This is a genomic window from Streptosporangium sp. NBC_01639, from assembly GCF_045209755.1.
GTDB lineage: Bacteria > Actinomycetota > Actinomycetes > Streptosporangiales > Streptosporangiaceae > Streptosporangium.
The window spans coordinates 4656898-4677236 of sequence record NZ_CP109272.1 but is presented as its reverse complement, the minus strand read 5'-3'; the positions used below and the strand labels follow the sequence as shown (position 1 = coordinate 4677236).

Sequence of the window (20339 nt, the reverse complement as noted above, 5' to 3'; positions counted from 1 at the left end):
GGAGCGGTTCGAACCGCCGGACCAGGCGCTTTCGGACGTCCCGCGCCGGTGAAAGGCATGGTCGGAGGAGAGGGCGGTGCTCACGGTGCCTACTCTTGGGGGCGTGTACCGGTTTCTTCTGACTCCCCGATGGATGGCGCTCCACGTGGTGGTGCTGCTGGTCATCCCCGCCTTCGTGTTCCTCGGCCGATGGCAGTTCGGGCGTTACGACGAGCGGTCCGCCAGTAGCCACCAGGCGACCGCCAACCTGGCGGCCGCCCCGGTGCCCGCGGAGAGGCTGACCGCCCCCGGCGGCAGCGTCCGCGTCCAGGACAAATACCGCTCCGTGACGGCGACGGGGACGTTCGACCCGGCCCACCAGCTCCTGGTCCGCCGCCGTCCCCAGGAGGGCGTGCTCGGCTTCTACGTGCTCACCCCGCTGAACATCGGCGACGGCCGGGGAGTGCTGGTGAACCGGGGCTGGGTCAAGGCCGGCGCCACGGCCGACACCCTGCCGGAGGTCCCCGCGCCGAGCACGGGCGAGGTGACCGTCACCGGCCGGATACGCCCCAGCGAGACCGAGGCGACCTCGGGCATCCAGGACCGGCCGGGTCTTCCTCCGGGCCAGGTCCTACTGATCAACACCGAGACGATCGGGCGGGGCCTGCCGTACCGACTGCTCGGCGGTTACGTGGAGCTGACCGCGCAGTCGCCCGAGGCCGCCACCGCGCCCGCACCGATCCCCGAGCCGGACGTCGGCGAGGGCGGCGGGCTCAACCTGGCGTACGGCGTGCAGTGGTGGCTGTTCATCGGGATCGCGGTCGGCGGCTGGGCCCTGCTGATCCGCAGGGAGGCTGCGGATCTCCGGGCCGAGGAGGCCAAGGGGAAGGAAGCGCAGCCGGTCGAAGCCTGACCCGTGGTGCGGTCACCGGCCGCCGACGGCCTGCCACGTGGCGTCGCGGAAGCACCCGTCCCGGTGGAAGCGGTGCCAGGAGGCGGTCACCGGCCGAGGACCGGGCGCGCGAGCCGGCCGACGCCCGTCGCGGAGACCGCGCCGCCCTCCGTCACAGGGGGGTCTTCAGCACGGCCGTGCCGAACATCACGGTCACCGCGAGCACGAACCCCCGCGTCCCGTCGAGCCTGGTCCGCGCGGCCTGCATCCCGTACGGCCCGCGCCACAGCGGACGGGACTCCAGCAGGACGTAGACCGGCGAGCCGCCGGCCAGGAACATCCAGAACCACGCCCAGCGGCCGGCGTAGCGGTGCTCCCGGCGGGTGAGCATCAGCAGCCACGCCAGGACCTCGGCCGCCATCGCGACCGGGGCGAACGGCTCCCACCAGCGCGCGTAGGCGGGGGAGCCCACCAGCCCTCCGGGACCGGAGCCGCCAGAACCCTCCGAGAGCACGATCTCCACCGAGGGTGCCGCGACGGCCCGCACCCGGGCCAGGAAGGCGCCCTGGCGGCGTTCCAGGGCCGCGGGGACCAGTTCGGCGGTCCGGTGGTCCCAGACGTCGCCGGGCTCGTCGAAGCGGGCCTGACTCCAGGAGAGCGGGCCGCCGGACCAGATCAGGTCGCCGTAGGCGGGCCAGTCGCGGTTGTAGACGACCTTGGCCACCCTTCCCGCGCGCAGGTCGGCGAGGAGCTCCTCCGCGTCGCGGTGCGGTGGATCCTGGTTCACCAGGACGATGACGCCGGACAGCGCCAGGACGGCGAGCAGCACCATGCGCACGCCGTACGGAATGCCGTCCCCCGGCGCCGGGACCGTCGTCCGCATGTTCCCCCCGCATCCTCGGACATCCGCCCGTGGACAGGGTAGAGACCTCGCGGGGAGCAGGCGACGAGGCCGTCACCGTTCGCCAACGCTATATTCCGAAAAATCCCGATATTTGGACGATCTCTGGGTAGATGCCCGCACCAGGGCCCGCCAAGAGCAGCACCCTCCCGGCGGGTCCGCCCCCCGGGGCCGCCGCCCATCCCCCTGTGGCGGCCCCGGGGTCACCGGAAACGGCCAACAGAGATACCAAGCGGAGACCTCGCGGCTTGATGAGTGTTATGCCAGCAACGTACGGTTTACCGCGTGACTACGCCGCTGCTGCCCGACCCCGAGCCCAGGCGGCGGGACTATGTGATCATCTCAGCCGATGATCATCTGATCGAACCGCCTGACATGTTCGAGGGACGCCTCCCCGAGAAATACGCCGATCTCGCCCCCAAGGTGGTGGAGACCGACGCAGGCCACCAGGTCTGGCGGTACGGCGGGGCCAGTTACCCGTGCGCCGGGCTCGACGTCGGTGCCGGTCTGCCGCGCGAGCAGTGGACGCTCGATCCGGTGCGGTTCGAGCAGATGCGGCCAGGCTGCCACGACATCGAGGCCCGGATCGAGGACATGGACCGGGCCGGCGTCTGGGCGGCGCTGTGCTTCCCCGGCATGCTGGCCGGGCAGTCCGGGATGGTCTTCGCCAAGACCCGCGACCAGGAGCTGGGCCTGTCGGTCCTGCGGGCGTGGAACGACTGGCACGTCGACGTCTGGGCGGGCACCTACCCGGAGCGGATCATCGCCCTGCAGCTTCCCTGGCTGACCGATCCCGAGACCGCGGCCAAGGAGATCCGGGACAACGCCGCCCGCGGTTTCAAGGCCGTCCTGTTCCCGGAGTTCCCCACCCGGTTGCGCCTGCCGTCCATCCACAGCGACCACTGGGACCCGTTCTTCCAGGCCTGCGAGGAGACGGGCACCGTCATCTGCCTGCACGCCGGAGCGGGCTCCTGGGCCCCGGTGCCCTCTCCGGACACCCCCATCGAGGCGATCACGACGCTGATGCCGACGAGCGCCATGTTCGCCTGCGCCGACTGGCTCTGGTCCGGCGTGCCGCTGCGCTTCCCCGCGCTGCGGATCCTGATCCTGGAGGGTGGCGTGGGCTGGCTGCCGATGCTGGCGGAACGGGCCGACTACGCCCTCGACCACCCGGTCGCGGGCGAGGCGGCCTGGGACGGCGGGCTGAAGCCCAGCGAGGTCCTGCGCCGCAACTTCTTCTTCGGCACGCTCAACGACCACGCCCTGTCGGGGGTGCGCCTGGCCGTGGGGCTGGAGCACGTCCTGCTGGAGAGCGGTTATCCGCACTCCGACTCCACCTGGCCCGACACGCAGCAGGCGGTGGCGTCGAACCTGGGCAGCCTGCCGGGCGCCGACATCGCCAGGGTGGCCTACGGCAACGCCGCCCGCCTGTTCGGCCACCCGCTCCCCTCGCGCGCCTGGCTCAGGATGGAAAACCTCTGACCTGCTTGCGCTCCCAGTCGACGTAACGACCGCTCTCGCCGAGCAGCGAGCCCATCAGCCACAGGAAGACCCCGAAGTCGTCGGCCACCCCGACGAGCATCAGGAAGTCCGGGACGACGTCGATGGGCGAGAGGATGTAGACCACACCCAGACCCATCATGGCCAGCTTGCTCTTGCCCAGGCCGGGGTACTGCCCGCGCATCACCGCGCCGACCATCTTCGGGATGGCCCGCAGCCGGGTGCCGAGGCCGGGGGAGCCCGGCTTCGTCACGGTCTTGTACGTCCGCCAGGCCTGTGCCGCACGCGCCGCCTTCGCCATGGGGGAACCTCCTTGGGAGCACGTTCGTCTGGCGGCCTCCTACCCGGCCGCCTCACGATATAACGCGTGATCTCCGGGCGGCGTTCCCCGCGGTGGGCCACATCACTGTCACCTCCGGCCGGGTGCCAGCTCCCGAACGGCCTGCGCGAGCGGGATCTCCCCACCGGGGATCGGGGCGAGCACCGGGGTGTCCAGCCCGCTGTCCACGTACTGCTGGACCCTGGCCCGGCACGTCGCCGCGTCACCGTGCACGATGAGCGCGTCCACGACCTCGTCCGGGATGGCCCGCACGGCCGCCTGCCGGTCGCCCGCGGCCCACGCCTCGTGCATGGGCCGCAGCACCTCGCCCCGCCCCAGCCAGTCGTGGAAGGCCGCGTAGGCCGGGACGGTCAGGTAACCGGCGAGCATCCGCCGGCCGCGCTCGCGCACCCTGGCGGCGTCCTCACTGACGCACACGAACAGCCTGGCGATCAGCTCGGTCTCCGGCGCGACCTCCCCCCTGACCTTCCGCACGTCCTCCGGCGAGAGCCAGTTGGTGATCGCACCGTCGGCCTCGGCGGTGGCCAGGTGGAGCATCCGGGGCCGCAGGGCGGCGAGCACGATCTTCGGCGGGATCTTGGGAGCCTGTTCCAGCCGGAATCCCCTGACCTCGAACGTCTCGTACTTCTCGATGACCTTCTCACCCGTGAGGGCCTTCTTCAGGAAGCGCAGGGTGTCTCGGGTCCTGGCGAACGGCTTGACGAACTCGCCGGCGTTCCACCGCTCGACGATGGCCGGCGAGGAGGCCCCGATGCCGAGGACGAAACGTTCCGGGGCGAGGTCGGCGAGGGTGGCGGCCGACATGGCCAGCAGGGCGGGTCCGCGGGTGGAGACCGGGACGATCGCGCTGCCGAGCCGTACGCCGGGGGCCCATTCGGCGGCCAGCGCCAGCGGCACGAAGCCGTCGACGCCGTTGACCTCGGCGGACCAGATGTCGGTGTAGCCGAGTCCGGGCAGCTCGGCGACCAGGTCCCTGGACTCGGCGAGCGTGCGGTCATTGAAGGGGACCGTCATTCCCCAGCGTGCTCCGGTAGCCATCGTGCCGCCTCCTGCTCCTGGAACATCTCCAGAATGATGTTCTGATGTAGCTTGCCCTACCACCATGCGAGTCCGTCAAGAGAACGACCATACCAACCGGACGGTATGTCCAGAAGGAACGATCTTTACCGTGCGCCCACTTATCCCTACATGACTTTGCGTAAGATGTTAGAACCTTTGGGTGACGATGAGACGATGGCGGGCACTGCTGGGCGCAGCGGTCCTGGCGACCGGTACGGCCGCGCCCCTGCTGGCCGGATTCGCCGATGGCGCGGCGTTCGCCCATGACCGAGACGATCCCCCGGCCCGGTGTCAGGAGGCGGACGACGGGTGGCTGCTCCACATCTCCGTCCCGGCGTGCGGGCCGCCCTTCCTGCTGCGGGTGACCATCGGAACCGGGTCGAGACCGGCGGAGCCGGAGCAGCCCGTGCCCGCGCCTCCGGCGGAGCTTCCGCCGGCGGCGCCCCCACCGGCGGATCCGGCCCCTCCCGCCCCGGAGCCGCCTGCCCCCGAGCAACCCGCGCCCGAGCCGCCCGCACCCGAGCCGCCGGCGCCGACCCCGTCGACCCCACCGGCTCCCCCGCCCGTCCCGCCGGTGATCCCGGCACCGCCCCAGCCCCGGCCGTCCGCCACCCCGCCCGCGGAGCCACCTCCGCCGTCGCGGCGGGCCGCCCTCCCGCCGGCGCTCCCCGCGCCGACCCCGACCCCGAGTCCGACCTCATCGCCCACGCCGCACCCGGTCAGGCCTTCCGTCTTCGCCCGCCCCCTGGAGCGGCAGATGGCGCCGAACCGCTTCGCCGACCGGCGCCAGGGCACCGATCGCAGGCTGGTCATCCTGGTGGTCTTCACCGGCGTCATCTCGGTCAGCGCGGTCGCCGCGCTCAACGGCAGGGCACGCCGGTAACGACGCACGGGAGAGCCCGCCGGCGGAGGTCCACCGGCGGGCTCTCCCGTGCGTCGAGTGCTACTCCGCGGTGAACGGCGTGGGGAAGCGGTAGTCGATCTGGTCGTACTGCTGCTGCGCCGCCTTGAAGGCGTCGGGACCGACCGCGCTCAGCCCGCTGAACGGATGGCTGATCAGCATGATGAAACCGATCCCGATGATGACCACGGCGACCCTGACGGCGTCGCCGATGACCGACGGCATCGTCGGCCGCACCCCGAGCGTCCAGGGCAGCGCGATCACCAGCAGACCGGAGACGAGCATGGAGATCACGAAGATGGCCTCCAGGCCCGACCCGGCGTCGTCCGCGCGGAGAGCACGCGCGTGGGCGACCTCGGAGACACGGCTGAGCGCGTCCTGCTGGAGGCTCTTGCTCTCCTCTCCGACCGGCCGGAGCTGGATCGTCGCGGCCCGCAGGTCTTTGAGCGTTTTGGTGGGAATGGGCGACATCTCACCTCTGGCCATCAGCGGCCAGTCGAGTTCGGCGCTCTGGGCGGAGTACTGCCGGATCTGCGACCGGATGGGAGCCGCCTCCGGGATGGGCGCCACCGACCAGTACATCTCGGTCAGCGTCTCCGCCTCGGCCTGGACGTCGGTCTGCGAGGTCGCGAGCGCGTCACGGCAGAGCACCGCGGCGTAGGCCAGCACCAGCAGGTAGACGGCGAGGGCGAGGTTGGCGGCGAAGTCCACCGACGCGGCGCCGTTGCCGTCGTCCGCCCTACCCTTTCGCCTGAGCGCGAGAAGCGCGATCAGCATGATCCCGACAGCCACTACGACCAGTACGGTTACCCAGCCCATGGGACTCCCTCGAACTCGTCATCAAAGTAACCACTGAGGGTAATGACTCCGTTACGGGAATTCTCGTGGTTCGCCCAGACTTCATGCCCGAAGTTCGTGAACCCCCGCGATGAAGTCGCGGGCGACGCCGCGCAGGCCCGGCAGGTGGGAGAGTCCGACCAGCCGGTCCACCATCGGCACGCTGAGCTCGATGAACCGGTAGGTCCGCCGGCATCCCTCCGAGGTGTCGTGCACCCAGAACATCACGACCCCCATCGACAGCAGCCAGAGCAGCTCGGGCAGCTCGGCCCTGAGCTCCGTGTCCATCCGGTCCGCCGAACCCTCCACCACCCTGCGGTAGATCTCGATCGCCGAGTCCCGGGCAGGCGACGACTCCGCACTGAACGGGCTCAGCGGGTTGCTCGGCTCGGCCGCGTGCTTGAAGAACTTCACCGCGAACTCGTGATACGGCTCGGAGACCCGCACCCACTCCCGGAGCACACCGCCCAATCGCAGGGCGAAGGACGGCTCGGTGGCCAGCAACTCCTCGCAGGCGGCCTCGTGCTCGGCCTGCGCCCTGTCGTAGTACGCCTGGACCAGGGCTTCCTTGGAGGCGAAGTAGTAGTAGGCGTTTCCCACCGAGACTCCCGCCTCGGCGGCGATGGCCCGCATCGTGGTGGCTTCGTATCCGCGCTCGCGGAACAGCCTCAGGGCCGTCTCCACGATGACTTCGCGGGTCTTGTCTGATCCACGGCTTCTCTGCTGGGTCGGCTCGGCCACATTCGTCACTGTACGACCCGTGACCTCGTTAGGTCATCGCGCCGCACGATGATCACCATCACAGGACAAAATCCCCCCGTACAGAGGGGTCATACCGGTTGCAATGTGGGATTGATCCTTCTGGTGGGAGGGCTCCTGTCACAAGGGATAAAACGATGGAGACACCTCCAGGTAAACAGAGGGCTGCGCGACCGGTGATCGGAGCGCTCCTGGTCCTGCAGATATCGCTCATCACCATGGCCCTGTCCGGCACCGCCCGGGCGGACACACCGCCGCCGACCGCCGCCATCACCGTTTCCCCCGCCACCGCGTCCCGTCCCGCCGACGTTCACGGTGTCGTCGCCCGGACCGTCGCCACCGACGCCCGAGCCGAGGTCCAGCGCTCCGCACCGAACCCGTCCCAGCAGGCGGCGGTGGTCCGGAAGACGGCGGAGAAGGCGGGAACGAAGCCCGACCGGCCGATACGGCTCGGCCAGACTCAGGCCTTCCAGCGCCTCAGGAACGCCGGCCTGCGCTGGAAGTCGTCCGGAGGATGCACCAACCGCCGGCTCGGGCACTGCACCTCGCTGACCGCGGTGCGGACCGCCACGGTGAACGACGTGATCGATCTGAAGCGCGAAAGCAAGTGCCCGGTCGTCATCACCGGCGGCACCGAGGTCGGCCACGCACCCGGCCGCTACAGCCATCACCGAGGCTACAAACTGGACATCCGCCCCAACCGCTGTATCAGCGACTACATCATGGGCGGGCGGAGCGCCGACGGCGTCCGCGGCGACGGCGCCCCCTTCTACCGCCACGCGGGAACCGTCTACGCCCGCGAGCCCGACCACTGGGACATCCTCTTCCGCTGACGCCCCCGTTCTCCCGGCCGTACGGACCTCCCGCACATCACCTCGGGCCCGTACGCTCCGGCCCGACCACGTAGACCGGCACGGGCCGCCACCCGCCCTGCGGAGCCGTATCCGGCCCCCGGCCGGAGCACACGGGATTCATAGGCCACGGCCCGATGAGGCGGGACCGTACGGCGGCGCCCGGCGCCGCCGTACGGTGAGAAGGGGCTTCCGCCCCGTCGGCGAACGGGCGGCTACGCGAGCTCGGCCACGACCAGTTCGGCGATCTCCGCGGCGTTCAGGGCCGCCCCCTTGCGCAGGTTGTCCCCGCAGACGAACAGGTCCAGGGTGTTCGGGAAGTCGAGCGCCTGGCGGATGCGGCCCACGTAGGTGGGGTCGGTGCCGACGACGTCGGCCGGAGTCGGGAAGACCCCGTTGGCCGGGTCGTCCATGACGACCACGGTCGGGGCGGCCTCCAGGATCCGGTGGGCGTCCGCGACGGTGACCTCACGCTCGAAGGTCGCGTGCACGGCCAGCGAGTGGGTCGTGATCACCGGAACACGGACGCAGGTCGCCGAGACCTTCAGGTCGTCGATCCCCAGGATCTTCCGGGACTCGTTGCGGAGCTTGATCTCCTCGGAGGCCCAGCCGCCGTCCTTGAGCGACCCCGCCCACGGGACGACGTTGAACGCCACCGGCGCGGGGAACGGCGACTCGGCCTCGCCGAGCTTGTTCTGCAGCGCCTTGCGCACGTCGCCGGCGGTCTGCCCGACCGTCCGGTCACCCGCGAGGGCCTCGACCTCGTCGTAGAGGCGGGCCGAACCGGCCACACCGGCCCCGGAGACCGCCTGGTAGGAGGCGACCACCAGCGAGCGCAGGCCGTACTCGTCGTGGAGCGCGCCCATCGCGGCCATCATCGACAGCGTGGTGCAGTTGGGGGTGGAGATGATGCCCAGCGGCCGGTTCCGCGCGGCCTCCGGGTTGACCTCCGGCACGACCAGGGGGACCTCGGGGTTCATCCGGAAGGTGCCCGACTTGTCGACGGCGACCGTGCCGCGCTCGGCGGCGATCGGCACCCAGACCGCGGAGACCTCGTCCGGCACGTCGAAGATCGCGATGTCCACGCCGTCGAAGACCTCGGGGGTCATCTCCTGGACGACCACGTCCTCCCCGCGGACCCGCAGGACCTTGCCGGCCGACCGGGCGGACGCGACGAGTCTGATCTCACCGTAGATGTCCGCACGGTTGGAGATGATGTCGCGCATGACGGTGCCGACGGCACCAGTCGCACCGATCAGGGCGAGGGTGGGCTTGCGGCTCATCGGCCAGTACCTCCGTAGATCACAGCTTCAACCTGGTCGGCGTCGAGGTTGAACGCGTGGTGCGCGGCGGTGACCGCCGAGTCCACGTCGTCCTGCCCGACGATCACCGAGATGCGGATCTCCGAGGTGGAGATCATCTCGATGTTCACCCCCGCGTCGGCGATGGCGGCGAAGAACGTCGCGGTGACGCCGGGGTGCGAGCGCATGCCCGCGCCGATCAGCGACACCTTCCCGATCTGGTCGTCGAAGAGCAGCGACTCGAAGCCGATGTCCTCCTGGATCTTCTTCAGTGCGGTGAGCGCCGTGGAACCGTCGGTCGTGGGCAGCGTGAAGGAGATGTCCGTCCGGCCGGTCGCCGCCGCCGACACGTTCTGCACGATCATGTCGATGTTGACTTCGGCGTCGGCCAGCGTTTTGAAGATCGTGGCAGCCTCGCCGACCTTGTCGGGCACCCCGACAACGGTGATCTTGGCCTCGCTCCGGTCGTGTGCGACGCCGGAGATGATGGGCTGCTCCATCTCTGTTCCTTCACTGTCGGGGTCGGAGATGACCCACGTGCCTTCCTTGGTGCTGAACGAGCTTCTGACGTGGATCGGCACGTTGAAACGGCGAGCGTACTCCACGCAGCGCAGATGCAGGATCTTCGCGCCGCAGGCCGCCATCTCCATCATCTCCTCATAGGAGATCTTGGGGATCTTACGGGCGACGGGGACGATGCGGGGATCGGCCGTGAAGATGCCGTCCACGTCGGTGTAGATCTCACACACGTCGGCGTTCAGGGCGGCGGCCAGCGCGACGGCGGTCGTGTCCGAGCCGCCCCGCCCGAGTGTGGTGATGTCCTTGGTGTCCTGGGAGACGCCCTGGAAGCCGGCCACGATCGCGATCTGACCGCTGTCGAGCGCGCCCTGGATCCGGCCGGGCGTCACGTCGATGATGCGGGCGCGGCCGTGGGACGAGTCGGTGATCACTCCGGCCTGGGAACCGGTGAACGAACGCGCCTCCTGCCCCAGGTTGGCGATCGCCATCGCCAGCAACGCCATCGAGATGCGCTCACCGGAGGTGAGCAGCATGTCGAGCTCCCGCCCCGGGGGGAGCGGCGAGACTTGCTGGGCGAGGTCCAGCAACTCGTCGGTGGTGTCGCCCATCGCCGAGACGATCACCACGACGTCGTTGCCGGCTTTTTTCGTCGCGACGATCCGCTGGGCGACCCGCTTGATGCAGGACGCGTCGGCGACGGACGAACCACCGTACTTCTGAACAACGAGCGCCACGAGATGTCTCCGAAGCAATCTAGGGCTGTGGAGCTCACATTCTACTGGCGCATCGGTAGATCACCCCGAGTCCGGCCAATATGTGGACGATCACACCGTTGTGCGTTCCTCCGCCACATCGAGACGGGTGTGCGCGACGAGCGCCTGAAGTGCGCGCATCGCAGCTCCGGCGTGGTTGCCCCAGGTGTTGAAGTAGGAGTACTGCCACCACCACAGGGCCTCCAGCGGGCGACCCGCCTGGTAGTGCCGGAGACCGTGGAGGAGATCGGCGGCCACGGCCGTCAGGTCGTCCGACAGCCGGTACGGCGTGACCCCCGTGTCCTTGTAGGGGTCGAAGACCTCGGCGTAGTCGTCCACCGGGCCCAGCCGCTCGGCGAGGGCCGTACGGACGGCGTCGACGTCCGGGTCCTCGCTCAGGTGCGGTTCCCAGTTGCCGGACAGGATCACGTCCTGGCTGGCACCGAGCTGCGCGCCCGCCGAGCTGACCTGGGCCACCTCCACCAGCAGCAGCGGCAGGATGGCGTCTCCGCCCTCGCCACCGGCCAGCCTGGTCAGGCCGTCGATGTAGTTCTCCGCGTGCTCGGCGATCCGTTCGGCGAGCGCACTCCATGCGTCAGACATCCAGCAGCCTCCTTCCTTCGAACGCGCGGCCCAAGGTGACCTCGTCGGCATATTCGAGGTCACCGCCTACCGGCAGGCCGCTGGCCAGTCGTGTGACTTTCAGACCCATCGGCTTGACCAGACGGGCGAGATAGGTCGCCGTCGCCTCTCCCTCAAGGTTGGGATCGGTGGCGAGGATCAACTCCGTCACCTGGCCGTCGGCCAGGCGCGTCATCAGGTCGCGGATGCGGAGGTCGTCGGGGCCGATGCCGTCGATCGGGCTGATCGCCCCGCCGAGCACGTGGTAGCGGCCCCGGAACTCGCGGGTCTTCTCGATCGCCACGACGTCCTTGGACTCCTCGACCACGCAGATCACCTGGGGGTCGCGCCGGACGTCACGGCAGATCCGGCACTCCTCCTCGGCTGCGACGTTTCCGCAGACCCGGCAGAAACGGACCTTCTCCTTGACCTCGAGCAGGGCGTGGGCGAGCCGTTTGACGTCGGCCGGCTCCGCGGCCAGCAGGTGGAACGCGATCCGCTGCGCGCTCTTGGGACCGACGCCGGGCAGCATCCCCAGCTCGTCGATCAGGCTCTGGACAACCCCTTCGTACATGACTCAGAATCCGGGCAGCTGGCCGAGCCCGCTCCCGCCGCCCAGCCCCTGTGCGAGTGGTCCGAGCTTCTCCTGCTGGAGGTCGGCGGCCGCGCGCACGGCGTCCCGGATCGCCGCGATGACCAGGTCGGCGATGGTGTCGGCCGTCTCCTGGGGATCACCCGGGTCGACAGCCTCCGGGCTGATCTTCAGCTCCAGCAGTTCGCCTCCGCCGTTGACCGTGGCCACGACGAGTCCGCCGCCCGCCGAGCCCTCGACCTCCGCGTCGTTCAGCTCCTGCTGGGCGCTCACAAGCTGCTGCTGCATGAGCTGTGCCTGCTCCAGCAGTTGCTGCAGGTTGACATCCCCTGGGTTCACCGTCGTTGTGCTCCTCGTCCGTGACATCAGTCGTCACGAGCCTACGGGGTTCGGGCCAGGTGTTGTACTGGCGTCGCACGTGTTCCCCTGGGAGAAGCGTTAAACCACCGGTCGGGTCCCGGCCCCCCTCCAGACGTCCGGGACCCGACCTGACACGCACCGAAGCGGCCGCACACGGCGGCGTGCGCCTCCGAACTTAGCCGAACACCGGCCGCGCACAGGGTGCATTCGTTCAATCACCCTGCGCACGCCCCCATGGGATCGGACGACCGCGCCGCTCCACCACGCGCGTACAACGGGCGCGCGAGGGCGCGGGGGCATGGGAGGGCAGGGTCCACCCAGCACCGCCTCCGCCGCTCCCATCGCTCACCGGGAGCGCAGGGTCCACCCAGCACCGCCGCTGCCGCTCCACCACGCACACACGCCGGGAGCACAGGGGGTGGGGTCCGCCCAGTGCCGCCTCCGCGCACACCGGGAGCGCGAGGGCGGGGGGCGGTGAGGCCAGCCGGGCTTCAGGTGTGGTCGATCTCGCCGATGATCTGACCGCCCAGCTCACGCTGGATGAGGGCCATTCCGGTAAGCGTGTCGACATCGGCGTCCGCGTCGTTCAGCGGGTCGACGTCGTCGGTCTCGACGACGGGCCTACGGGCCGGCACCGCGTCCGGCCAGGCCGCCTTGGCATCGACGGTTTTGGTACCGGTGGCCTTGGCGCCACCGGTCACCCTGGGGCCCGACTGGGCGGCGGCTCTGGCGGCCGAGCGGGCGGCGGCCAGACCGGGGCCGGGCGGGGGGATGGGGGGCGAACCGGGATCGTCGGGGAGCGGCTCGTCCGGCCAGGACTCGTCGGTGGCGGGCGGGGCCTGCCGGGCCGGGGCGGCCGGGGCGGCCCGGGTCTCCTGAACGGCCGGAGCCGCCACCGGAGCGGGTGCGGCCGCAGGGCCCGCAGGAGCGTCCTGACGCGGCGGAGGCGGGCTCTGCGGTGGCCGTACGGGAGGACGCGCCCCACCCGACGGAGCGGGCCCGCCGCCGCCGACCACGACGGCCTCGACCTTCCAGGCACCCCCGAGCACGTCCTGAAGCGCCGCCGCGACCACCACGTCCTTGCCGCCGCCGGTGAAGTTTCTCGCCGCCCCGACTTGAGTGAACCCGAGAGTGACGACCTTGCCTTCGACTCCGACGACCTGGGCGTTGGTGTTCACGTTCGCCCAGACCACGATGCTGCGCTGCTTGAGGACTCCGAGCACCTGCGGCCAAGCTTGCTGGACGGCCCCCGCCCCCGCCCCCGCCCCGGAGACCGGCCCGGCGGCCTGCTGGAGCGGCTGGGCCGGCTGGGCCTGCGGCACGGGGGCACCGGGCCTGACCGCGGCGGGCCAGTCCCCGTCGCCCTGGGGGCGGGACTGCCCGGCGACGGCGCCGGGAGCCGGGGCGGTGACCGGCGACACGGCGGTGATGGGAGCTGGGGCGGTGACGGGCGGCACAGCGGGCGGTGGCTGGGGGGCGGGCGCCGCGTAGACCACCGGAGCGGACGCGGCGGGGACCGGTGCGACACCGCCCTTCTCCAGCCGCTCCAGCCTGGCCAGCAGCCCGGCCTCGCCCTGTGCGACCCCGGGCAGCAGCGTCCTGGCACACATCAGTTCAAGCAGCAGCCGGGGCGAGGCCGCGCCGCGCATCTCGGTCAGGCCCGCGTTGAAGATCTCGGCGGCCCGGGTCAGCTCGGCCGGACCCATCGAGGCGGCCTGCGCCTGGAGCCGCTCCAGCTCGTCTGCCGGCCGGTCGAGCAGGCCGCTGGTGGCCGCCTCCGGGACATTGGCCAGGATCACCAAGTCACGGAAGCGCTCCAGCAGGTCCATGGCGAACCGTCGGGGGTCGTGCCCCCCTTCGATCACCCGGTTCACCGCCTGGAACACCCGCGCGCCGTCACGGGCCGCGAAGGCGGAGATCACGTCGTCGAGCAGGTCGCCGTCGGTGTAGCCCAGCAGGGAGACCGCGCGGGCATAGGTGATGCCCGCCTCGTCGGACCCGGCGAACAGCTGGTCGAGGATCGACAGCGAGTCACGCGCCGACCCGGCGCCCGCCCGGACCACCAGAGGGAGCGCGGCGGCCTCGAAGGGGACCTTCTCGGAGGTGAGGATCTCCTCCATCAGCGTGCGCAGGGCCGCAGGCGGGATCAGCCGGAACGGGTAGTGATGGGTCCGGGATTTGATCGTCCCGATGACCTTCTCGGGCTCCGTGGTCGCGAAGACGAACTTCAGGTGCGGAGGGGGCTCCTCGACGAGTTTGAGCAGCGCGTTGAAACCCTCGCGGGTCACCATGTGCGCCTCGTCGATGATGTAGATCTTGAAGCGCGACGACACGGGCGCGAAGAAGGCCCGCTCGCGCAGGTCGCGGGCGTCGTCCACACCGCCGTGCGAGGCGGCGTCGATCTCGATGACGTCGAGATGGCCGGGGCCGGTGGGGGCCAGCGCCACGCAGGACTCGCACTCCCCGCACGGGTCGGGGGTCGGGCCCTTCTCGCAGTTCAGCGAGCGGGCCAGGATCCGGGCGCTGGAGGTCTTGCCGCATCCGCGTGGCCCGCTGAACAGGTAGGCGTGGTTGATGCGGCCACTCCGCAACGCCTGTCGCAGCGGCTCGGTGACGTGCTCCTGCCCCTTGACCTCGGCAAAGGTCCCGGGCCGGTACTTGCGGTAGAGCGCAAGACTCATGCGACGCTCCCACCTGCGAGGGGCCTGAAACGAAGAGACCCCTCGCACACCCGCCAGAGCCTGCTTATCCTTGCTGCCTTCCGGCCCTGGGGAGGTTCACAGGATGACGCCGCGCGAGGGGTCCTTCGACAGTCTAGCCGCTGAGCGGAGTGCTCGGGTGCCGAATATGTGGTCCACGCACTGCTGAAAGTTCGGTAAGCTTCTCCACGGAGGATTCGCCTAGTTGGCCTAGGGCGCACGCTTGGAAAGCGTGTTGGGGGCAACCCCTCAGGAGTTCGAATCTCCTATCCTCCGCCAGCTCATCAGAGGGGCCGTGCCGCAATCCGTGGCACGGCCCCTCTGGCGTTCCAGCCTCACCCGGCGGTTGCTCGCAGATCAGACGTATCCGTATGGTGATCGATCAACTTTGATCATCGGAGGCTGAAATGAGCGGACCGGAGCAAACTTCCACCGACCCGTGGTCTCAGTGGGACACCAACTTCAAGTCACCCACGGACTGGCCGGGCCTCGGATACGAGCACAGCAGCGGCTACGAGATCGACCGCGACGGAGTGAAGGCGTCCGCCGGCAACCTCATCCAGCTCGCCGCCTCCGCCTTCGACAGAAGGCATTCCAGCGTTTGCTACTTCGGCGAGGAACATTCCCTCCACTCTTGGCACAGGATTACGCCGGGCTTCTGGTGGCAGTTACCCCAGGAACTCGCCAAACTACTCGGCAAGGCTCACGAACTGTTCTACTGCTTCTGGCTTGATCTGCACGCGGAGACAGTGATGGCCGGGTTGCTGATCGAGCATTCCGCCCAGAGATATGATCTTGTGGAAGAGCCCCTGCTCGGCGACCTCGCCCTATCCGATTTCACCGAACGGGTCGGCGGAATACTGTCGCATGATGCGTCCAAGCGACTGAGTAGCCGAAGCAGTCTCTATCCCAACGGCGGCGCGCTACTGACGCTTCCTCAGGAGCCCCTGTCGGAGGACTATGGCGTCCACTACATGACCCTAAAGAAGGCAAATGAAGACCTTTTTCCCAAATTTGACCAAGAGTTTCTAGAGTCAACCGCGGGAATAGGCTCATTCGCCTGTCCTTTACCATACAAGGAGTTTGCCGACTCGTTGGCCGAACTGGTTCAAGCGCTGCAGAGCCGAGCGCGGGACCTGCGGGAATCGCCGTGGCGTGGCGCGGCCGCGGACAATGCGCAGGAAGCACTGCGGCAGATCTGCGGGAACGCGACCGCCCTGGCTGCCATCGCAGGCGACCTGGCCACAGCGAACAGCAGATACTCAGAGGTCAGTAACGAGTGCAGGCTGAACTTCCAACGCGTGGTGGATCCGGACCGTAGCGGCTGGAACGAGGTCTGGGATTTCGGCGCCACCCCCGACAGCCGGACCCGCGACTTCCTCGCGGGGTCGAACCAGGACTTCTGGGACATCTACAGCAACATGCCCGATCAAATCAGGGAAGATCTGCCCGGCCTGTTCATCAACGACAAGTCCCTCGCCGATATCCGCCAGGAGATACACGAAGTACAAACGCATCGCGACAAATATCTGAATTCAGGAGAACTCCTGGATTCGTACCAAGAGGATCTCCGGACGGCCAAGGAAGCGGAAAGGAAGTTCGGCTAGGCCGCGGCCAGAGCCACGGTTCTTCTTTCTCCCTCGGAGCCACGGTCGTGCCGTAGCGTAGACGAGGCCGTCCGGGGAATGTCTGAGGCACCCGACGAGGGAGTGCGTCCGGTTCTCAGGCCGTGGACGGACAAGGTGGTGCCGGAACCCACGTTCTGCCACCGGCCACCGCAGCGGCGATTCACCGCACCGCCGTATCTCCCGGGAGGTGTCCGCCGCATCGGCATGTCCAGCCCTTCTGAGGGCAGTCGGAGGGTCTCAAGCGGAGCGAAGGGACGTCGGCGATGGACTTCAAGGACGATGCCCAACTGGACAGCTCACAGGTCGAAAGCGGCGGCCGGGGCCGGATCCCCGGTGGCGGGCTCGCCGTCGGGGGCGGCGCGGCGGGAATCATCGCACTCATCATCGCGCTGATATTCGGGATCAATCCCGGAGACATCACCGGCGGCGACCCCGCCCCGGTGGGTCCCAGCTCCGACCTGAGCGCCCAGTGCAAGAACGGCCAGGACGCCGACCAGAACGAGGAATGCCGGGTGGTCGGCGTGGTCAACAGCATCCAGGACTACTGGCCCAAGGTCGTGCAGGGCTACGAGCCGGCCAAGACCGTCCTCTTCTCCGAGCAGGTCAACACCGCCTGCGGCGCGGCCGACTCCTCCGTCGGACCCTTCTACTGCCCGGCCGACCAGAAGGTCTACCTGGACCTCTCCTTCTTCAAACAGTTGGAGAGCAGGTTCGGCGCCAAGGGCGGACCGTTCGCCCAGGCCTACGTCATCGGGCACGAGTACGGTCACCACGTGCAGAACCTGCTGGGCACCAACGCGCGGGGGCAGGGAGGCCAGCAGGGCCCGGAGAGCGACTCGGTCCGGTTGGAACTGCAGGCCGACTGCTACTCCGGCGCCTGGGCCAAGAACGCCTACGAGACCGGCCTGTTTGAGAAGCCCTTCACCAAGTCCGACATCGAGGAGGCGCTCAGCGCGGCCTCGGCCGTGGGTGACGACAGCATCCAGGAGCGGACCCAGGGCCGGGTCGACCCCGACGGCTTCACCCACGGGACGTCTGCGCAGCGCGTCAAGTGGTTCACCACCGGCTACCAGAGCGGCGACCCCAACAAGTGCGACACCTTCACCGGCAGCCTCTGAAAAACACCGCCGACTTACAGCGAGAGCAACACTGCAGGCAAAGAGCCTGAATCTCTCCTAAACTAGAGAGTGTGATCTTCAAGCTGGTCGGTGATGAACGGCCCTACCCCGAGCACGGCCTCTCGCATCGCGAGTGGGCGCAGATACCTCCGCGACAGGTCCGGCTCGACACGCTGATCACCACGAAAGCGGTGCTCGATCTGCACTCCCTGCTCGCGAAGGACTCCACGTTCTACGGCGACCTCTTCCCCCACGTGGTCCAGTGGCGCGGTGACCTCTACCTTGAGGACGGCCTGCACCGGGCGCTGCGCTCGGCTCTGCACCAGCGTTCGGTCCTGCACGCCCGCGTCCTGGAGGTCCCCTCCGGCGACTGAGAACGTCCGCGCACCCGCGGAGAACCCGCGCTGGTGGCGATGTACGGCTTGTGCGGCGACGGGGTCGCAACGGCCCTGGAGTTGCTCATGGGCGGTCACTCCCGGCCGGCGCTGAACGATCATCGCCAGGCCCGTGCGGTGCCGTCCGGACGTGCGGGAGTGCCCGATCCTGAGGCCGCCCGCTCGGCGATCTCTTCTTGCCGGGCGACCTCGGCCTTCAGATCGTCGAAGGTGTCAGCGTCCACGGCGGGCTCCGCTCCGGCACGCAACGCACCTCGAGGGAACGCCTCTTGGCGGATCGCCCAGAAGCGGCCCCTGTCGCTGAGGATCAGCCGCCAGCCAGGGATCGTGGCCACCTCGGTGGGCTGCTCGTCACGGACCAGGATCGGACTGCCGGGCTCGACATGCTCCTGCGGGTGCTTCATGCGGCCACCCCCGCGAGCTCGTCGCGGCTCGGCTGACGCGCTACGACCCGTCCGGGTCTGCGCTGGTCGTATTCGGTTCTTGGGAAAGACGCGCCTTGAGCGTCGCCGGGTCGGCGGCACAGACGACGCGCGCCCACCCGGCGACCATCTGCCGCGTGGTCAGCGGTGGCGTCCAGGAGGCGCAGAACCCTGGCAAGGAGCCACTCGTTTTCCAGACGCGCCATCCTGTCGACGGCAGCGACCGCCAGGGCACGCTGCATCACCCGCGGTTCAGTGGCACGCGCCTGGCGGTCCTGGTGCGACTCGGCCAGCAGCGCGGCGGCGGCCGACGGCTCGGCCGCGCGAGGGACAGGCACCATAGGCCTCGGCTGCGCGGCGGCCTCGGTCCCGGCGGTCGCGGGGGCGCACTTGGTCGGCCGGACCCAGTCACGGGCGGACATCCCCAGTTCGTCCCGGCGAGCGAGGCGAATCAGATCCCATCGTGTCCCGGCGCCTGGAGCTTGACGAGGGCGCCCAGGTTGTCGTGCGCCGAAGGACATTCCTCGTCGACGGTTCACCCGTCGCGCTGTGCGATAGCTACTACCCCGCCGACCTGGTCGCCGACACGGTGATCACTCAGCCTCGGAAGATCAAGGGTGGCGTCTACTCCGTGATCGAGGACACCGTCGGCCCGATTCGCCGCCAGGTCAGTCACAGCGTCGAGGACCTGGTATGCCGGATGCCGACCCGGGAGGAAGCGGCCGAGCTCGACCTCATGCCAAGCGTGCCGGTGGTCCGGGTCCTGCGGACGGTTTACGACTCCGAGAATCGGCCATTGGAGGTTCAAGAGTCGATCATGGCCGCAGACAGCCACGAGTTCCGATACGAGGTGAAGATGCGGTGACGACGCTCACCATCGGTGTCTGCCTGTCCCTCTCAGGCAAGCATGCCCGGTTCGGCACACAAGCCCGACTCGGCCTGGAGATCTGGCACGCCTCGAACAGTACGCTGGACCTGGTGGTCGCGGACGACCAGAGCGATCCCGTGGTCCTGCAGGCATCCCTCCGCAGACTGTCGGATCGATGCGACATCCTGCTCGGCCCTTACTCGACCCAGCTGATGCGCAAAGCCGGCAACATCGCCGCCGAGCTCGGCCGCCTGATCTGGAACCACGGCGGGTCAGGTGACGACGTCGAGGCGGCCCACCCTCGACACGTCGTCTCAGTCTTGACGCCCACCAGTCGATACGCAGAGCCTTTCCTACGGCACCTGGCCGGCACCGAAGCGCTCCCCGTGCGGATCGTCCACGGCAAGGGCAGCTTTGGCCGTCAGGTGGCAGTCGGCGCCGAGGCGATCGCACGCTCCCTCGGCATCGATACGACCCGGCTCGGTCCCGGAGACGACCTCCCGCAGACAGCCGGGAAAGCCTGGGCCCTCTTCTGCGCCGGCGCCTTCGAGGAGGACATCGAGACGATCACGCAGGCCAGAGCGCTGCCTACGCCACCGCAGACGGTGTGCGCAGTGGCAGCGGGCGTCCGCGAATTCGGCCATGCGCTCGACGACCCCTGCGGCATCTACGGGGTCGGTCAATGGTTCCCCGGCGCTGGAGGCCCAGCCGAGTTGGGCATCGGCGAGTCCGACTTCCTCGCCGCCTACCAGGACCGTGCTGGAGTGCTTCCCGACTATCCAGCCGTCCAGGCGGTAGCCGCCGCAGCCATCGCGACTCACTGCGCTGCGGCGGCAGGCGGCACAGGGCGCGACGTCTTGTGGTCGGCTGCGGCAGAGCTGGACACGACTACGCTGTTCGGCGTCTTCAAGATCGACCCCAACACCGGTGTACAACTTGGCCATCAGACGGCGCTCGTCAGGTGGGGGCCCGACGGGCCCGCGGCGGTCTGAAGGTCAGCGGCAGATCAGGGCCCCGAAAGAGTGGAAGTCTGTCCGATTCGATG

At 69.2% G+C, this 20339-nt stretch carries 22 protein-coding genes, 1 tRNA gene and 1 other RNA gene; 10 read left to right on the top strand and 14 right to left on the bottom strand.

Translation table 11 applies throughout. The annotated features are described in order from the left end of the window. The first annotated feature begins 103 nt into the window (after positions 1-103). Positions 104-892 (top strand): SURF1 family protein, encoded by a 789-nt coding sequence (locus tag OHA77_RS21400; protein ID WP_406311340.1) that lies wholly within the window; start codon positions 104-106, stop codon positions 890-892. A 151-nt stretch (positions 893-1043) separates the two neighbouring features. Here OHA77_RS21400 and OHA77_RS21395 read toward each other — a convergent pair whose 3' ends face one another. After that, positions 1044-1754, bottom strand: a complete 711-nt coding sequence (locus tag OHA77_RS21395; protein WP_406311339.1) for a hypothetical protein — start codon at positions 1752-1754, stop codon at positions 1044-1046. 303 nt (positions 1755-2057) lie between these two features. Between OHA77_RS21395 and OHA77_RS21390 the strand changes: the two genes are divergently transcribed. Beyond that, positions 2058-3254 (top strand): amidohydrolase family protein, encoded by a 1197-nt coding sequence (locus tag OHA77_RS21390; RefSeq protein WP_326826536.1) that lies wholly within the window; start codon positions 2058-2060, stop codon positions 3252-3254. Here OHA77_RS21390 and OHA77_RS21385 read toward each other — a convergent pair. The 3 genes from OHA77_RS21385 to OHA77_RS21375 form a co-directional block, all read right to left on the bottom strand. Continuing rightward, positions 3235-3573, bottom strand: a complete 339-nt coding sequence (locus OHA77_RS21385; RefSeq protein WP_326826537.1) for a YkvA family protein — start codon at positions 3571-3573, stop codon at positions 3235-3237. The two genes, OHA77_RS21390 and OHA77_RS21385, sit on opposite strands and share 20 nt — an antisense overlap. Before the next feature lie 108 nt (positions 3574-3681). Continuing rightward, the gene (locus OHA77_RS21380) at positions 3682-4650 is read right to left on the bottom strand and encodes an LLM class F420-dependent oxidoreductase (RefSeq protein WP_406311338.1); all 969 of its coding nucleotides are present in this window, start codon (positions 4648-4650) and stop codon (positions 3682-3684) included. 312 nt (positions 4651-4962) lie between these two features. After that, complete coding sequence (locus OHA77_RS21375) at positions 4963-5379, bottom strand: hypothetical protein (protein ID WP_406311337.1); 417 nt, start codon at positions 5377-5379, stop codon at positions 4963-4965. A gap of 49 nt (positions 5380-5428) precedes the next feature. Here OHA77_RS21375 and OHA77_RS21370 point away from each other — a divergent pair, with 49 nt between their 5' ends. After that, positions 5429-5554 (top strand): hypothetical protein, encoded by a 126-nt coding sequence (locus tag OHA77_RS21370; RefSeq protein WP_406311336.1) that lies wholly within the window; start codon positions 5429-5431, stop codon positions 5552-5554. 60 nt (positions 5555-5614) lie between these two features. Here the strand turns inward: OHA77_RS21370 and OHA77_RS21365 are convergent, their stop codons facing one another. Both OHA77_RS21365 and OHA77_RS21360 read right to left on the bottom strand, forming a co-directional pair. Next, on the bottom strand, positions 5615-6391 hold the full coding sequence (locus OHA77_RS21365; protein ID WP_406311335.1) for a hypothetical protein: 777 nt from the start codon (positions 6389-6391) through the stop codon (positions 5615-5617). A gap of 81 nt (positions 6392-6472) precedes the next feature. Continuing rightward, a complete protein-coding gene (locus tag OHA77_RS21360; RefSeq protein WP_406311334.1) occupies positions 6473-7150 on the bottom strand; it encodes a TetR family transcriptional regulator in 678 nt (225 codons plus the stop codon). Positions 7151-7344: 194 nt separating this feature from the next. Between OHA77_RS21360 and OHA77_RS21355 the strand changes: the two genes are divergently transcribed. After that, positions 7345-8001, top strand: coding sequence for a hypothetical protein (locus tag OHA77_RS21355; RefSeq protein ID WP_406311333.1), 657 nt, complete (start codon positions 7345-7347; stop codon positions 7999-8001). 233 nt (positions 8002-8234) lie between these two features. Here OHA77_RS21355 and OHA77_RS21350 read toward each other — a convergent pair whose 3' ends face one another. The 7 genes from OHA77_RS21350 to ffs all read right to left on the bottom strand — a co-directional run bounded on the left by OHA77_RS21350 (position 8235) and on the right by ffs (position 14971). Further along, entirely contained in the window at positions 8235-9302 is a 1068-nt protein-coding gene (locus OHA77_RS21350) for an aspartate-semialdehyde dehydrogenase (protein WP_406311332.1), read from the bottom strand. After that, positions 9299-10573, bottom strand: coding sequence for an aspartate kinase (locus OHA77_RS21345; protein WP_326826544.1), 1275 nt, complete (start codon positions 10571-10573; stop codon positions 9299-9301). Before OHA77_RS21345 ends, OHA77_RS21350 begins: the two co-directional genes overlap by 4 nt. 90 nt (positions 10574-10663) lie before the next feature. Further along, positions 10664-11194 (bottom strand): DUF5063 domain-containing protein, encoded by a 531-nt coding sequence (locus OHA77_RS21340; protein ID WP_406311330.1) that lies wholly within the window; start codon positions 11192-11194, stop codon positions 10664-10666. After that, positions 11187-11786: a recombination mediator RecR gene (recR, locus tag OHA77_RS21335; RefSeq protein WP_326826546.1), complete on the bottom strand. Its 600-nt coding sequence runs from the start codon at positions 11784-11786 to the stop codon at positions 11187-11189. Before recR ends, OHA77_RS21340 begins: the two co-directional genes overlap by 8 nt. 3 nt (positions 11787-11789) lie before the next feature. Next, the gene (locus tag OHA77_RS21330; protein WP_306861406.1) at positions 11790-12143 is read right to left on the bottom strand and encodes a YbaB/EbfC family nucleoid-associated protein; all 354 of its coding nucleotides are present in this window, start codon (positions 12141-12143) and stop codon (positions 11790-11792) included. Between the two features lie 512 nt (positions 12144-12655). Continuing rightward, positions 12656-14845 carry a DNA polymerase III subunit gamma and tau gene (locus OHA77_RS21325; RefSeq protein WP_406311329.1) on the bottom strand — a complete coding sequence of 730 codons (2190 nt, stop codon included), beginning with the start codon at positions 14843-14845 and terminating at the stop codon, positions 12656-12658. A 30-nt stretch (positions 14846-14875) separates the two neighbouring features. Beyond that, an RNA gene (ffs, locus tag OHA77_RS21320) (signal recognition particle sRNA small type) lies at positions 14876-14971 on the bottom strand. 82 nt (positions 14972-15053) lie between these two features. Between ffs and OHA77_RS21315 the strand changes: the two genes are divergently transcribed. From OHA77_RS21315 to OHA77_RS21300, 4 genes are all read left to right on the top strand, one after another. Further along, positions 15054-15142, top strand: a tRNA-Ser gene (locus OHA77_RS21315). A 128-nt stretch (positions 15143-15270) separates the two neighbouring features. Beyond that, on the top strand, positions 15271-16470 hold the full coding sequence (locus OHA77_RS21310) for a hypothetical protein (RefSeq protein ID WP_406311328.1): 1200 nt from the start codon (positions 15271-15273) through the stop codon (positions 16468-16470). A gap of 284 nt (positions 16471-16754) precedes the next feature. Continuing rightward, complete coding sequence (locus OHA77_RS21305; protein ID WP_406311327.1) at positions 16755-17609, top strand: neutral zinc metallopeptidase; 855 nt, start codon at positions 16755-16757, stop codon at positions 17607-17609. A gap of 71 nt (positions 17610-17680) precedes the next feature. Continuing rightward, positions 17681-17983, top strand: a complete 303-nt coding sequence (locus OHA77_RS21300) for a type II toxin-antitoxin system VapB family antitoxin (protein WP_326826550.1) — start codon at positions 17681-17683, stop codon at positions 17981-17983. Between the two features lie 119 nt (positions 17984-18102). Here the strand turns inward: OHA77_RS21300 and OHA77_RS21295 are convergent, their stop codons facing one another. Continuing rightward, positions 18103-18408, bottom strand: a complete 306-nt coding sequence (locus tag OHA77_RS21295; protein WP_406311326.1) for a hypothetical protein — start codon at positions 18406-18408, stop codon at positions 18103-18105. Between the two features lie 481 nt (positions 18409-18889). On the opposite strand from OHA77_RS21295, the gene OHA77_RS21290 reads away from it, so the two are divergent. Beyond that, positions 18890-19291, top strand: coding sequence for a GntR family transcriptional regulator (locus OHA77_RS21290; protein ID WP_406311325.1), 402 nt, complete (start codon positions 18890-18892; stop codon positions 19289-19291). Beyond that, complete coding sequence (locus OHA77_RS21285; protein WP_406311323.1) at positions 19288-20286, top strand: ABC transporter substrate-binding protein; 999 nt, start codon at positions 19288-19290, stop codon at positions 20284-20286. The genes OHA77_RS21290 and OHA77_RS21285 overlap by 4 nt, the downstream gene beginning before the upstream one ends. Positions 20287-20339 lie beyond the last annotated feature (53 nt).

Excerpts from the sequence above, each read along its gene's own strand:
- OHA77_RS21395 (WP_406311339.1), bottom strand. The coding sequence starts at position 1,754 with ATGCGGACGACGGTCCCGGCGCCGGGGGACGGCATTCCGTACGGCGTG.
- OHA77_RS21385 (WP_326826537.1), bottom strand. The coding sequence starts at position 3,573 with ATGGCGAAGGCGGCGCGTGCGGCACAGGCCTGGCGGACGTACAAGACC.
- OHA77_RS21380 (WP_406311338.1), bottom strand. The coding sequence starts at position 4,650 with ATGGCTACCGGAGCACGCTGGGGAATGACGGTCCCCTTCAATGACCGC.
- OHA77_RS21370 (WP_406311336.1), top strand. The coding sequence starts at position 5,429 with ATGGCGCCGAACCGCTTCGCCGACCGGCGCCAGGGCACCGATCGCAGG.
- OHA77_RS21365 (WP_406311335.1), bottom strand. The coding sequence starts at position 6,391 with ATGGGCTGGGTAACCGTACTGGTCGTAGTGGCTGTCGGGATCATGCTG.
- OHA77_RS21350 (WP_406311332.1), bottom strand. The coding sequence starts at position 9,302 with ATGAGCCGCAAGCCCACCCTCGCCCTGATCGGTGCGACTGGTGCCGTC.
- OHA77_RS21340 (WP_406311330.1), bottom strand. The coding sequence starts at position 11,194 with ATGTCTGACGCATGGAGTGCGCTCGCCGAACGGATCGCCGAGCACGCG.
- recR (WP_326826546.1), bottom strand. The coding sequence starts at position 11,786 with ATGTACGAAGGGGTTGTCCAGAGCCTGATCGACGAGCTGGGGATGCTG.
- OHA77_RS21325 (WP_406311329.1), bottom strand. The coding sequence starts at position 14,845 with ATGAGTCTTGCGCTCTACCGCAAGTACCGGCCCGGGACCTTTGCCGAG.
- OHA77_RS21310 (WP_406311328.1), top strand. The coding sequence starts at position 15,271 with ATGAGCGGACCGGAGCAAACTTCCACCGACCCGTGGTCTCAGTGGGAC.
- OHA77_RS21305 (WP_406311327.1), top strand. The coding sequence starts at position 16,755 with ATGGACTTCAAGGACGATGCCCAACTGGACAGCTCACAGGTCGAAAGC.
- OHA77_RS21295 (WP_406311326.1), bottom strand. The coding sequence starts at position 18,408 with ATGAAGCACCCGCAGGAGCATGTCGAGCCCGGCAGTCCGATCCTGGTC.